The sequence below is a fragment of the Erysipelatoclostridium sp. DFI.2.3 genome (assembly GCF_019132535.1).
GTDB lineage: Bacteria > Bacillota_I > Bacilli_A > Erysipelotrichales > Erysipelotrichaceae > Clostridium_AQ > Clostridium_AQ innocuum.
In genome coordinates this window covers 18,362-32,580 of record NZ_JAHOOJ010000028.1, presented here as the reverse complement: position 1 = coordinate 32,580, position 14,219 = coordinate 18,362, and the positions used below count along the sequence as shown (strand labels likewise).

General features: G+C 47.3%; 8 protein-coding genes. All 8 read right to left on the bottom strand.

Features of this window, described 5'->3' with window-relative positions; genetic code table 11:
- Window positions 1-198 precede the first annotated feature (198 nt).
- The 8 genes from KSZ58_RS19960 to KSZ58_RS19925 all read right to left on the bottom strand — a co-directional run bounded on the left by KSZ58_RS19960 (window position 199) and on the right by KSZ58_RS19925 (window position 13,844).
- Window positions 199-2,367: a penicillin-binding protein gene (locus KSZ58_RS19960; protein WP_217752885.1), complete on the bottom strand. Its 2,169-nt coding sequence runs from the start codon at window positions 2,365-2,367 to the stop codon at window positions 199-201.
- Window positions 2,368-2,416: 49 nt separating this feature from the next.
- Complete coding sequence (locus KSZ58_RS19955; protein WP_142419913.1) at window positions 2,417-4,585, bottom strand: penicillin-binding protein; 2,169 nt, start codon at window positions 4,583-4,585, stop codon at window positions 2,417-2,419.
- A 15-nt stretch (window positions 4,586-4,600) separates the two neighbouring features.
- Entirely contained in the window at window positions 4,601-4,918 is a 318-nt protein-coding gene (locus tag KSZ58_RS19950) for a hypothetical protein (RefSeq protein WP_002610005.1), read from the bottom strand.
- Window positions 4,918-5,853, bottom strand: a complete 936-nt coding sequence (rsmH, locus tag KSZ58_RS19945) for a 16S rRNA (cytosine(1402)-N(4))-methyltransferase RsmH (RefSeq protein ID WP_021419956.1) — start codon at window positions 5,851-5,853, stop codon at window positions 4,918-4,920. Before rsmH ends, KSZ58_RS19950 begins: the two co-directional genes overlap by 1 nt.
- Complete coding sequence (gene mraZ / locus KSZ58_RS19940) at window positions 5,850-6,281, bottom strand: division/cell wall cluster transcriptional repressor MraZ (RefSeq protein ID WP_008817682.1); 432 nt, start codon at window positions 6,279-6,281, stop codon at window positions 5,850-5,852. Before mraZ ends, rsmH begins: the two co-directional genes overlap by 4 nt.
- 194 nt (window positions 6,282-6,475) lie before the next feature.
- Complete coding sequence (locus KSZ58_RS19935) at window positions 6,476-7,510, bottom strand: GrpB family protein (RefSeq protein WP_008817683.1); 1,035 nt, start codon at window positions 7,508-7,510, stop codon at window positions 6,476-6,478.
- A gap of 177 nt (window positions 7,511-7,687) precedes the next feature.
- The gene (locus tag KSZ58_RS19930; protein ID WP_217752884.1) at window positions 7,688-9,271 is read right to left on the bottom strand and encodes a ClC family H(+)/Cl(-) exchange transporter; all 1,584 of its coding nucleotides are present in this window, start codon (window positions 9,269-9,271) and stop codon (window positions 7,688-7,690) included.
- A 226-nt stretch (window positions 9,272-9,497) separates the two neighbouring features.
- A complete protein-coding gene (locus tag KSZ58_RS19925; RefSeq protein WP_008817685.1) occupies window positions 9,498-13,844 on the bottom strand; it encodes a PolC-type DNA polymerase III in 4,347 nt (1,448 codons plus the stop codon).
- Window positions 13,845-14,219 lie beyond the last annotated feature (375 nt).

Here is a 14,219-nt window from a genome sequence, read left to right as displayed (position 1 = left end):
AGCATTCGCTTTGTATCATCCTCTTATTCATCCAAGTTTCATGACTCGCTGTCCCAAGTACGCACTCCTGCTATCATAATCATTTTATAGGATTGTAAAGTCTTATTCCATATTACATTTTCCCTGCTTTATCGGGAGGCCTTGTGTATTCCCTGCTTTCATCCTGTATCCGCCGCTATCCGCTCTTTGGCAATCGCATTATTTCATTTTCACCTGAATCACAGTATCCTTATTGATCGCCTTTCCTGCTTTTATATTCTGCGAAGCAACCATTCCGGTTCCATCCATTTCCACAGCAATATGTGTCAGCTTCCAGAATGCGGTAATGTCCTTTTTCGTCCAGCCTGTCATATCCGGCATCGTTAAGCGGCTGCCATTACTGAGAAGGAATACTCTCTGGTTGGAAATGATGGTTTCCTTTGGCTGTGGAAACTGTTCCATAACCTCACTGCCATCCCCGATGATGATCTGCTCCGTATGCGTGTCCTTCAGCTTATCCAATGCATAGGAAAGTGAATGATTTCTCAGTACGGGCATTTGCGTTTCTCTGAAACCCTTATATGCTTTCTCTTCATTCAGGGACGCTTTATCGGCAGTGATGTTGGCTGCGACCAACGCTGAGCGCATGACCTCTTTCGCAGGTTCTCTGTCATAGTTCAGATAATCACTCGCCTGAAATGCATAGTAGACCATCACCTTGGGATTCTTTGCAGGAGCTGCCATCATAATGGAATTCGTATACAGACTGCGATCATAGCCTTGCTTGCCATATACCTGTCCGGTACCGGTCTTCGCTATGATATCCACATCCTCCATCCGGTACATTCTTGCCGTTCCATCCTTATCATCCACAACCCGCTTCATCAGCTTTTGTATATAGGCGCTTGTTTTTTCTGAAATCGGCTTCCCCACTACCTTTGGTTCATATTGCTTCACGACGGTTCCGTTTGAACGCTCGATGCGATCCACCACATAGGGCCGCATCATGGTGCCGTCATTGAAAATAGCAGAAAACGCCTGTGCCATCTGTAAAGCATTGACATTGATTGCCTGTCCAAAGCCGGTGGAAAGCTTTTCCAATGCATAGGTAAACTGCATTTCTCCGGGCTTATTGCTGAGATAAGGGGTATTCACCGATTTCAGAAAGCCGAATTTTTCAAGATATTCCTTATAGATCGATGGCTCCATATAGCTTGCCAGTAGCTCACAGATACCGATGTTGCTCGATAACACAAAGCCCTTGTCAAAGCTGATCGTCCCGTGCTTGTATTGCTCGGCATCATAGATTGCCTGATCATTCGCATTATTCGTACGATGGATGTTTCCCTTGCTGTCCTCCACAAAATGATACACATCACTGTCAAAGGTTTTGTTATAGGGATAATGTCCGCTGTCTACCGCCGCTGCGTAGGTGATGCCCTTCATGACAGACCCCGGCTCATATAAAAAATCAGAAGGAAGATCCACATAATCCTTAATATCATCCCGGCTGTTCAGATTAAAGGACGGTGAGGAAGCCCAGCCCAAAATCTTACCGGTTTTTACCTCCATGACAATTCCCCAGCCGCGAACACCGCCGCTTGTCTTCTTTACGCTTTTATCCAGTGAGCTCTGCAGGGTCAGCTGCACATTGCGATCCAGTGTCAATACGACATTATCGCCATCCTTCGCATAGGCCTTTGTATATTCTGTACCCGGCAGTGGGTTGCCATCCGCATCCTTCTGATATTCCTTACTGCCATTGGTACCACTCAGCTCCTCATACAGCGCTGCTTCCAGACCGATTTGTCCGGTGATTTTCTTTTTTGCTTCATCATATTGTGCAAAGCCAAGCAGATGCGAGGCAAAGACACTGTTGGGATAGGTTCTTTTCACACTGCTCTGAAATTCTATGCCCGGCAGCTTTAAGGCTGCTATACTTTCCTTGACACTGTTGGAAAGATATTTCCCCTTTTCTCCGAATTCGGTCTGATACATATTCGAATCTCTGGCATCCTGCAGCTTTTTACGAAGAAAGGCCTCCTCCAGACCGAGCTTGGGTGCAAGCAGCCTTGCTGTTTTATCAATGTCCTGCACATAAGCGGGTCGATTACCGATATCCTTTCTGGTCTTGCTTAGAACAGCAATGATTGTATATGTATCCTCATCCTTTGCAAGAATTTCTCCGCTGCGGTCCAGAATGCTTCCCCTTTTGGCCTTTAAAACCTCGGTTTTTACGATATCGCCATCCTTATATTCTTTAACATTCATTCCGGTACGAAAATGTCTGGCGGAGGTCATGGTATATAAAACATTGGATAAAATTAACAGCGTAATGCATCCCATAGCCATCATCATCATTACCAGTGTTCGGTTGCTTCTCTTCATCTACACTCCCCCTTTACAGGAAATGGCCCCTTAACAGGTGCCACTTCCACTATTCCATCTTAACTTTAATAACGGTATCCTTATTGATTGATTTTCCCGTTTTGATATTCTGTGAGGTCACCCTGCCGGTACCGCTCATTTCAACCTCGATATGCGTCAGCTCCCAGAATGCGGTGATATCCTTCTTTGTCCAGCCTTTCATATCCGGCATGGTGATTTTGGAGCCATCTGTCAGAATAAAGACATTCTGATTGGATATAATGGTTTCTCCCACCTTCGGATACTGCTTGATAACACTGGAGCCGTTTCCGATGATGACCTGACTGGTTGCGGTTCCCTCCAGCTTTTCCTTCGCATAGTCAAGAGAATGATTCAATAAAGAAGGCATATCGGACTGCTTAAAATCCTTATATGTTTTCTGTCCATTATTCGATTCCCCGTCACTGGTGATGTTTGCCGCTACCAGAGCAGAGCGCATGACTTCCTTCATCGGCTCTCTGTCATAGCTGAGAATATCACTTGCCTGAAATGCATAATACACCATGACCTTCGGATCATCCGCCGGTGCCGCCATCATGACAGAGTTGGTGTACAGGCTGCCGTCATAGCCGTTTTTCCCCGCAACCTCGCCGGTTCCTGTCTTGGCAATGATTTCCACATCATTCATTTTATAGGGAGCTGCCGTACCATCCTTATCATATACGACCCGTTTCATCAGCTTTTGCATATACTTGCTTGTTTTCTCTGAAATCGGCTGACCTGCTATCGTTGTGTCATACTGCTTTACAATCTTGCCATTCGCATTTTCAATACGGTCGACAACAAACGGCTCCACCATTTTCCCATCATTGAAGATTGCGGAATACGCCTGTACCATCTGCAGGGCATTAACACTGATTGCCTGTCCAAAGCCGGTGGAGAGCTTCTCCGATGCATAATTAAAGAAAATCGTACCGCCTCTATTATTTAAGAATGGCGAATTCACCGGCTTCAAAAAACCAAATTTATCAAGATATTCCTTATAGATTGAGGGATCCATATACTTTGTCAAAAGCTCACAGATTCCAATGTTGCTGGACAATACAAAGCCCTTATCAAAGGTAACCGTGCCGTGATTCTTACCCAATGCATCATATATAGTTAAATCCGAATTACTTGTTCGATAGATTTTCCCCTTGGAGTCCTCCACGAAATGGAAGGCTCCGGAATCAAAGGTCTCATTATACGGATACTTCCCGCTGTCGATGGCCGCAGAATACGTTATCCCCTTCATAACAGACCCCGGTTCATACAGATAGTCTGATGGAAGGTCTATGTAATCCTTCATATCCCGTTTATTCAAATCAAAGGAAGGAGAGGATGCCCAACCGAGGATTTTCCCTGTTTCCACCTCCATGACAATGCCCCAGCCACGGACTCCGCCTGCTGTTTTTTTCACACTCTTATCCAGTGAATTCTGCAGGGTCTGCTGGACATTGCGATCCAGTGTTAAAACGACATTGTTCCCATCCGTCGCATAGGTCTTCGTATATTTGGTACCCGGCAACAGGTTTCCGTCTGCATCCTGCTGATACACCTCCAGACCGTCCTTACCGCTTAGATATTTATTTAACGCAGACTCCAGCCCCATTTTGCCAACCATTGTATTCTTTTCTTCATCAAACTGCGCATAGCCGATCAGATGAGAAGCAAATACGCTGGATGGATAATACCGTTTTACCGATTCTTCAAAGGAAATACCCGGCAGCTCCAGCGCCTCGATGCTCTCCTTTACCTCCTTGGTAAGATTTTTCCCCTTATCCCCGAGCTCTGTCTGATACTGATTGTTTTTTTGTGCCCTTGTCAGCGTATCAACAATATCCTTCTCGTCCATGCCCAGCTTCGGGGCAAGCAGTCTGGCCGTCTTGGTGATATCCTGTACATAGGCAGGCTTGTTGCCGATTCCCTTACGATTCTTGTTCAGGTATGCAATCAGCTTGTAGGTATCCTCATCCTGCGCAATTACCTCGCCGTTCCGATCATAAATCGTACCGCGCTTTGCCTTCAGGACATTGCTGCTGGAAATGTCGGGATCCTTGTATTCCTTTACATTGGTACCGGTACGCAGATGCTTCTGTGTCACCATAGTAAAAAGGACATTGGATAAAATAACTACCCCAATGATCCCTATCATCAACAGCATATATATTAATGTTCGATTACTTCTTTTCGGGTTCATATCATCACGCCTTTGTTATTTCTTTTCATCTTTATCTACAACAACAACGTTGTCCTGATTCGTTTTGATCCCCTCTTTTTCAGCCATTCCAAGTACGCGGTCGCGATCCTCCAGCTTTGTGATATCCGCCTCCAGATTTGCCACGTCCTCTTTTAATGTGTTTGCCTTCTGCTCGCTTTCCTGTGCCTTCAGCTGAAGCGTTATGTTATAGGATTTCAGTGCAAACTTGGCACCGAAGTATCCGAAAATCGACAGTGTTAAAAGCAGTGTCGCAAGTCCTTCTATACGCAGTCTTCTTTTTCTTTTCACTATTTTCGCCTTCGCCATGTTCATCACCTGATCCTTTCTATACATCTTAGCTTTGCGGAATGAGAGCGCATATTTTCCCTCAGCTCCTCTTCCGTAGCGGTTATCGGCTTTTTATTGAGAAGCCGATACGGTGCAGCTTCCATATCCTGCGGCAGGATTGGAATGCGCTTATCATATTGCTTCGGCTTGCTGCAGGAGGAAAAGGTATCCTTTACGATCCGATCCTCCAGCGACTGAAAGCTGATGACACACAACCTTCCTCCGACATGGAGAAGCTCCAGTGCATCCCGCAGCACCAGCTGCAGCTCACCCAGCTCATCATTCACGGCAATACGAATTGCCTGAAACACCTTTTTTGCCGGGTGTCCCTTCTTATTCAGCACCTTCGCAGGCAGTGCGGATTTAATGACATCCACCAACGCAAAGGTTGTTTCAATCGGTTTTACTTCTCTTGCTTTTTCAATTTTTCTGGCAATCTGCTTCGCAAAGCTTTCCTCACCAAACTGAAAAAAGATGCGTACAAGCTCCTGGTACTCCCACTCGTTCACCACCTGATAGGCACTGAGCTTCTGGCTCTGATCCATCCGCATATCCAGCGGTGCATCAAAGCGGTAGCTGAAACCGCGCTGTGCTTCATCAAACTGCGGTGAAGATACGCCCAGATCCAGAACCATACCATCGATGCCGGTAACGCCGCGTGCTGTTAATTCACGCTTCAGATTTGAAAAATTACTATGTATCAGGGTTACATTATTGCCAATCTGCGCAAGCCGTTCCCTGGATTCCTCGATAGCAGAGGCATCACGGTCAAAGGCATATAAATGCCCCTGCGGTATCCGTGCGAGTATTTCCGCGCTGTGACCGCCTCGTCCCAGCGTACCGTCCACGTAGATTCCATCGCTATGAATTGCCAGATTGTCAATGCTCTCCTGCAGTAATACGCTGTAGTGTTTCATCATATCATAAACTCCGTTAAGCTCTCGGCTATGTCTTCAAAGGCGTCGTTTGCTTCCTCATCCACCGGCTCCCAGCGTTCTCTGGACCAGATTTCCACGTGATTGGCAGCACCGATCACCATGCATTCCTTCACAAGCTCTGCCAGCTTCACAAGGGGAGAGGGAATCAGTACACGACCCTGTGCATCAATTTCACATTCAGCGGCCTTGCTTGTCATCATTCGGACAAACATACGGGCATCCTTCTTCGTTGAAGGCAGCTTCATCAGCTGCTCATAGATGGTCTCCCACTGCTCTTTTGTGTAAACAGCCAGACAGCCGTCCAGCCCGCGTGTGATGATGACATGATCTCCCAGCTCCTCACGAAACTTTGCAGGAATGATGATACGCCCTTTTTTATCAATATTATGTGCGTATTCACCCATGAACATGCCCTTCACCTCCACTATCTACCACTTTCTGCTACTTTATACCACCATTATACCCTCTGGCTATGGTTTTGTACATAAAGAATTAAAAAAATTAAGGATTTTATCCTGCCGGGTTCGACGGATTTTCCTTAATTTTCCAGTTATGTGACGTATATGGAAGAAATGCATCAAAAGCTGCGTTCTCTGCGATTTCCTCACTTGATGATGAATTTATCAGAAAGCTCTGCACGGGCCAGTTTTGTAATTTCCTCAATACATTCTGTTTTTGCCTGTGTATATCCATCCCGATCTCTGCGATAGGTCTGTGCCAGTTCTTTTTTCAAGGCTGCATATTTGCGACACACCGCATCATGGGTACGCAGATACTCACAGAAATAAAGCTCTCCCCATGCTGCAGGATAGCGTACATGCAGATGATATACCTTCTCCGTAAATCCAAGGGCCGTGTAGCCTTTATTGAAGCATAGGATATCCCCCTGCTCCTCCTGTTTTCTCGACATCAGTATCCAGCCGTCCCGTGTAAGCGTTTCGATCAGCTTCTGCGGATGGCGGGTATCCGTTTCCAGCAGAATATCCACACAGGGCTTTGCTTCCAGTCCTTTCACCGCTGTACTTCCGATATGGGACATCCTTACAATGGAGGCTTTCAGCAGCTCCTGAAGGTGAAGACGCTGCGCATCATACCATGCTGTATATTGCTCATTATACGGTCGTATGACAATCGGAAACAGTTCCCAGAGCTGTTCCAGAGAAAGCTTCTGCAGTTCCGTTGCATCCTGATTATCTGTACGATTGAAATCAGACTTCTGTAATCGGTACAGAAGAGGGGTCTTTGCTATGGCAGGATGTTCCTGCTCATATTCGATTCTTTGAAAGCCCAGCTGAACAAGATTTTCCTGCAGCTGCTGCTCCTTTGCATCCACCTCCATCATCACCTGCTTGATATCCCAGCGATACAGGACGTAGAACAGCAGCATATACACATACTGTCGATGCAGCAGTGCAAAATCCTTTCCGATATTCGCCAGCCGCATTGCGATCGTCACCGTGCGTGCAGACTGAAGCGTCACCTGCATATAGCCGGCATAAATGGTATCCAGCAGCAGATACAGCTGCAAAGTGCTGTTCATTAGATTTTCCTGCAGCTGAGGTACACAGGTTGTATCACATACAGGAATACTTCCTTCCGCTTTGCTGCAGATGGTAAGATTTTTATAAACCAGCTTCATAAACGCCTCCATTTTCTTCCTTCACAAGCATATGTCTTTCCCCTGCTTCCAGATTGCGCTACTTTCATAATTCTCTTGCATACAGGAACAAGCTGTATGATTTTCTTAGGAGTTCTCCTGTTCATCTGTCTCATGAACCAGCTGTATACCGTATTCCTTCTGCTTCCATACGCTTCTTTATTCCAGCTTTGAGCTACAGCATTTTTCCAGCTGATGCTGAATATAGGGGGCATCCTCATCATCCAGTAAGGCGATTAGCTTATCCCCGGTATGCAGCACAGTACTTCCTTTCGGCAGAAGCTCCTTCCCCTGCCGCTCAATGCTGATCAGCAGGCACTTATTCGGCCACTTCACATCGCATATTGCCTGATCACAGACCGGACTTCCCAGCTCTACAACGGCTTCCACCAGATGGCGCTCTCCATGGAAGGCAGAAAGATTCACACCGTTTTTCACAAGGAGATTGTGCAGCAGGCTTTCATAAATCGGCTCACAGTTCAACAGACTGGCGCACAGATAGCTGATCAGCGATACCACCGCCAGTGGCAGAAGATTCGTCAAGGTACCACTCATCTCTGCTATCAGAATGATTCCGGTGATCGGTGCGCGAACGATAGCGGCAAATGCCCCTGCCATCGCCATAATGATTATATTATTCATATAGCCGGCAGAGAAGCCGAACACCTGTACGGCGATATTCCCGAAAATTGCCCCGGTAAAGCTGCCAAGGACAAGCAGCGGGAAGAAAATACCGCCCGGGGCTCCGGAGCCGAAGCTGATAAGGGAGAACGCAAATTTCACTGCCAGCAAAAGAAACAGTGTGCGAAGCATCATGACAGGATTCTCACTGAGCATTTCGATCATCGCATGTCCGCTGCCAAGCACATCGCTCAGACACAGGGCAAGCACACCGGACAGCAGCATTGCCACCATCACACCGTAATGCCGCAGACCGCTTTTTGCAAACAGTGCCTGCACCCTCATCGTGGATTTATTGTACAGTACTCCAAACAAGCCGCAGACGATTCCCAGCAGAATCAGCATCCAGTAATAGCCAAGCGGAAAGGTGTTCAGGACTTCAAAATGAAATGCCGGAGCCAGACCGAACACATTGCGGGATAGAAAATCTCCGCTCACACTCGCACACATGACGGAAATCAATACCGACACGCTGAAATTTTTATGAATCTCCTCCAGTGCAAACATCACACCGGCAAGGGGTGCGTTAAATGCTGCAGCCAGTCCTGCCGCAGCCCCGCAGGTCAAAAGCAGACGCTCTTCCATCTTTACGCGGTGAAACAGCTTTGCAATCGCTTTTCCTGCCATCGCTCCCAGCTGTATGCTGGGGCCTTCCCTTCCCAGAGACAGACCGCCGAAGGCACACAGCGTTCCGCCAATCACCTTCGCAGGCAGCACACGCGTCCACTGCTGGTCGATAAAGGACATGATTTCTCCTTCCACCTGCGGAATTCCGCTACCGGAGATCAACGGCTCCGCCTTCAAGAGCTGCGCAACCAGAAATCCCAGTATGAGCAGAAAAGCAAACCACAACACAATATGCGTCCAGTCGGTGCGGATAAATGCAACCGCAGCCGCAACAAAATCCTCCGCGTAGCCCAGAATGATGCGATACAGCACGGCAATCAGACCGGCACAAAGACCGGCCGCAAGCCCTTCCCCAATCAATACATATTTAAAATTTCCTGCACTATGCAGAATATGAAGCGTACTTCCATGTTTTCTCTCTTTCACAAATCTCATCCTTCTTTCTCTAAAATTATAGCATTCGTATCTCCCTTTTACAAATTACTTCCCGTTGCCACTCGATTCTTATACGGCCGAAGCTGTCAGCAGTCACACCGTTCAGCCTGTACAGGTGCAATTTACGAGTAAATGCTCTTTTGTAAGGGCGAAGAAAAACAGGCATATGCCTGTTCATCCTACAACACGGAAGTGTTGTTTTGCGAGTCGATGGATTCCTTAACGCTTAAAAGGAAAACAGAGACATCTGATTTTCATCCTGCATTCCCTCCAGAACTCCCATACTCTCCATCTTCTTCACCAGTGTTCCGCTCAATGCCGTACGCCGCTGTAAATCCTCCTTGGAAAGGAAGGCTCCCTGCTTTCGTGCCTCCACAACCGTATCCGCAACGTTCTCACCAAGTCCGTCGATGCTGGTAAACGGCGGAATGATGTAGTTCGCATTCTCCGGATCGACGATAAACTCACGGGATGCTGAGCGCATGATATCAATATTGGTAAAGTAATAGCCCCGCAGGTTCATTTCTAGAGCAAGCTCCAGTGTATTGAAGGTATCCTTATCCTTTTTGGAAACATCCTTTTTCGTTTCATTATTTTTCAGCATATCGCTGATTTCCTGCATCCGGCGCCGTATTGCCTGTTCTCCCTTAATCATTGTTTCAATATCATAGGCATCACAGCGAATCGAGAAGAACATGCAGTAATACACCTGCGGACGATGCACCTTGAACCATGCGATACGAATCGCCATCATAACATAGGCTGTCGCATGTGCCTTCGGGAACATATACTTGATTTTCAGACAGGAATCAATATACCAGTCCTCCACACCGTTGGCCTTCATTTCCGGAATCCATTCATCCTTCAAGCCCTTCCCCTTACGCACACTCTCCATGATGGTAAAGGCAAGCTTCGGCCGCAGTCCCTTGTGCAGCAGATAGACCATGATATCATCTCGACATCCGATGACACTCTTCAGCGTACACGTTCCGTTGTCGATCAGATCCTTCGCATTTCCCAGCCAGACATCAGTACCATGGCTCAGACCGGATATTTTCAAAAGCTCATCAAAGGTGGTCGGGCGCGTCAGCTCCAGTATACCGCGCACAAACGGCGTTCCAAACTCCGGTAATCCGGCTGCTCCGGTTTCCTCACAGGATTTACTCGTATCAATCTTCAGGGCATCCACCTTGGAGAAAACACTCATCGTTTCCGGATCATTCATCGGAATCGTCGTCGGATCAATCCCGCTCATCCGCTCCAGCATCTTCATTGCGGTCGGATCGACATGTCCCAGAATATCAAATTTCAAAACATTGTCATGGATATCGTGGAATTCAAAGTGGGTGGTCTTCCACTCCGCATACGGGTTGTTGGCAGGGTATTGTACCGGTGTAAAATCATGAACATCCAAATCCAGCGGAATGACGATAATACCACCCGGATGCTGCCCGGTCGTACGCTTCACTCCCTCACAGCCCTTCGCCAGATGCAGGACCTGTGCATTTCGCATACTGCCTTCAATGCCCATTTCCTCCTCATATCCCTTCACATAACCAAACGCTGTCTGCGTCGCAACGGTACCGATCGTTCCTGCACGGTACACATGATCATCCCCGAACACCTCTTTTGTATAGGCGTGGGCATTGGGCTGATAATCACCGGAGAAGTTCAAATCGATATCGGGAACCTTATCCCCTTCAAAGCCAAGGAAGGTTTCAAACGGAATATCGTGTCCGTCCCCTCGTATGGTTTCTCCACAGTTTGGACAGATGATATCCGGCAGATCAAAGCCATCTGCCACGCTTCCGTCCGTATAAAATTTCACATAATGACACTTCGGACATACATAATGCGGTGCAAGCGGGTTAACCTCGGTTATTTCCGACATCGTCGCAACAAAGCTGGAGCCGACCGATCCACGAGAGCCTACCAGGTACCCGTCATTCAGACTCTTTTTAACCAGCAGATGGGAAATATAGTAAACAACGTAGAAGCCGTGTCCGATGATACTTGCAAGCTCCTTTTCCAGGCGCTTTTCCACGATTTCGGGAAGCACCGGTCCGTATTTTTTATGAGCATTTTCATAACAGATATCCGTAAGCTTCTGATCAGAGCCCTCGATATCCGGCGGATACAGACGATCCTTGACAGGCTTCACTTCCCCGATCATATCGGCAATCCGTTTGGTGTTTTTAATAACCATATCATAGGCGCGCTGTTCTCCCAGCCATGCGAATTCCTTCAGCATCTCCTTCGTTGTACGGAAGTGCTGGTCCGGCGCCTTGAATTTCCGACGCTTTTCCTGATTGTAGATATAGAGAGGATGACGGACACCGCCAATCGCCTGTGAGGAAATATAAATATCACGAATCATTTTCTCACCGGGCTGTACATAATGACAGTCTCCGCTGGCAACCAGAAGCTTATCCAGCTTATCGGCTGCATTCACAATGGATGTCAGAATTTCCTTTAACCGCTCCATACTGGAAATGGAATCACGTTCCACAAGGTGGCGGTAGTTTTCCAGCGGCTGCAGCTCTATGTAATCATAAAACTGCATAACCTCCTCCAGTGTCTGTTCATTGCGGGTCTGTGCCATGTCAAACACTTCGCCGTTCAGACAGCTGGAGCCAATGAGCAGATTGCCGTTGATACGCCGCTTTTCAATTTCGCTTCGCAAAATTCTAGGCTCCGCTACGATATTGTTTGTACTTTTACTGCTGTAGGCAAGATAGCTGGTATGGGAAAGCGTCACCAGCTCAAACAGCTCCTTCAGTCCCGCCATATTTTTCGCCAGTATCGTCACATGCTTGACACGCACCTTGCGAAAGCTCTCTGCTGTCTGCATATCCTGAAGCTCCTGCAGGTTTTTGATATGCTTCAAATCGTTCAGCATATTCATATAGGTCTGCGCAAGAACCTCCGCATCATAATCGGCACGGTGAGCAACATCCTCATCGTATCGAATGCCATAGGAACGGGCAATCTGCCCCAGCCGATAGCCCTTACGGTCCGCCTGCATGCTTCTGGCAAGATCCAGTGTATCAATCACAGGATTCATGATTGGGGGACGTCCGATTCTTGCCAGCTCATCGTTTAGAAAGTTATAGTCAAAGGTCGCATTATGTGCCACCAGGATACTGTCCCCGATAAAGTCGAGAATCTCATCTATGCTGTCCGCAAAGGATTTCGCATTCTTCATATGCTCTTCCGTAATACCGGTCAGCTCCGTGGTAAAGGCACTCAGCGCCACCGGCGGCTTGATAAACAGCTGCAGACTCTTTATACAGGCACGATCCTTAACGATCTGCCCGCCGAATTCGATAATGTGATCAAAACGGCTGGATAGACCGGTTGTTTCAAGGTCAAATACGCAATAGGTCCCCTTTTCCAGTTCAATGTCCTGAATATTACGAACAATCTGCAGTGCAGGATCCACCATATTCATTTCCAGACCGTAAATCATTTTAAACGGTGTTTCTCTGCCCTTATTGATCGCCTCCACCTTATGCTGTGCCTTTGGAAAGGCCTGTACGACAAGATGATCAGTAATGGCGATGGCATCCATTCCCCACGCATTCGCCTGATCGATGTATTCTTCAATATTGCAGACACCGTCCATTTCCGAAAGCTTGGTATGCACATGCAGCTCCACACGTTTTTCCTCTGCTTCATCCACACGCTTTACTTCCGCAACCTTTTCAATCACGTCAGGCATAAAGACAAGCTCCCGGGTATAGGCATCGTATTCCGCCTTACCATAGGCTACGACACAGTCTCCGTTCTTTATTTCCGCCAGTACTTCCTTTGTGACGGCACCGCGTTCAAACCGCTTCATGATGATGGCATCGTCGTCATCCCCGATCCACAGCATCTGGATATCACGTCCATTGCGCAGCGTTCGTGTTTCCGTTTCAAAGATCTTACCATGGATACGGATACCGTGGCATTCTTCCGTTATATCATGAATGGAAAACGGCACATACTGGTCCAGCCCCTTTTTCCCCTTCGGCTTAAAATTATAGCTTTTCTTTTCCTCATACACCTTCACCGGCTTCGCTGCCGCCTCACTTTTCACCGTGACCGTCGGAATCGGTGCGGATTTTTTCATTTCCTCAACATGAATTTCCAGCTGAAAGCCGCAGCGCTCCAGAAATTCCTGCAGCAAATGCTTATTCTGGATCGCCCGGTCGCGTTCCTGCTCATCCAGAATCTGATAGACAAGATATTTCTGTTCATTGATGGTCGGCAGTGATTCATGAAATATTTTCAGCTGCATATGCCGGGAGACAAAGCGTTCGATATAGCTGGATACCTCCAGCAGCTCCGCTTCGGCCTTTTCAGCTGTGATATGCAAATCCACACTGCAGCGTGTCAGCTTTGTTAAACGCATACAGAAAACATCCCATACCTGAAACGGCAGTGGCTTCGGCAGAGAGATTTCCATTTTGATAACATTGGACTTCTTCATATATACCGGCTTCATGGTAAAGGTACCCTGTTCAAAATACTCCAGATCCGGATTGTTCTGTTCCATTTTTCTCACTAAATCAATCAGTTTCAGTTCCATTGAATCCCTCTTTTCCGCTCCTTATATGATAGCATATTTCGCCCCTTTGAAAAAGTAAAATTATCGCTCATTTTCCGGATGTGTCATATTCAAACCACGCGCGACCATTTTGTTCACGACGCATGCGATGTTCAGCTGACGCTCCCTTTTTACTGCGTATATCCGCTGCGCTTTTCACAACATCTTGCGCAGGCTGCAAAAAGCAATCCTCATGTGCCGTAATGGATCAGGCGCAAGATTTTTCTTCCCTGCACATAAAAAGGATACATCCCGTCGTTTTCGGATGTATCCGTATATCGCTGTTTAAGCAGTTAGCCGCACTGGCTCATCCCAATCGGACTTTGCGTTCCCCATTCACTGGTGGAATGCGGAAGG

Bases quoted from the DNA above. Each gene is read 5' to 3' on its own strand.
- KSZ58_RS19955 (WP_142419913.1), bottom strand. From the start codon at position 4,585: ATGAACCCGAAAAGAAGTAATCGAACATTAATATATATGCTGTTGATG.
- rsmH (WP_021419956.1), bottom strand. From the start codon at position 5,853: ATGATGAAACACTACAGCGTATTACTGCAGGAGAGCATTGACAATCTG.
- KSZ58_RS19935 (WP_008817683.1), bottom strand. From the start codon at position 7,510: ATGAAGCTGGTTTATAAAAATCTTACCATCTGCAGCAAAGCGGAAGGA.
- KSZ58_RS19925 (WP_008817685.1), bottom strand. From the start codon at position 13,844: ATGGAACTGAAACTGATTGATTTAGTGAGAAAAATGGAACAGAACAAT.
- mraZ (WP_008817682.1), bottom strand. From the start codon at position 6,281: ATGTTCATGGGTGAATACGCACATAATATTGATAAAAAAGGGCGTATC.
- KSZ58_RS19930 (WP_217752884.1), bottom strand. From the start codon at position 9,271: ATGAGATTTGTGAAAGAGAGAAAACATGGAAGTACGCTTCATATTCTG.
- KSZ58_RS19960 (WP_217752885.1), bottom strand. From the start codon at position 2,367: ATGAAGAGAAGCAACCGAACACTGGTAATGATGATGATGGCTATGGGA.
- KSZ58_RS19950 (WP_002610005.1), bottom strand. From the start codon at position 4,918: ATGAACATGGCGAAGGCGAAAATAGTGAAAAGAAAAAGAAGACTGCGT.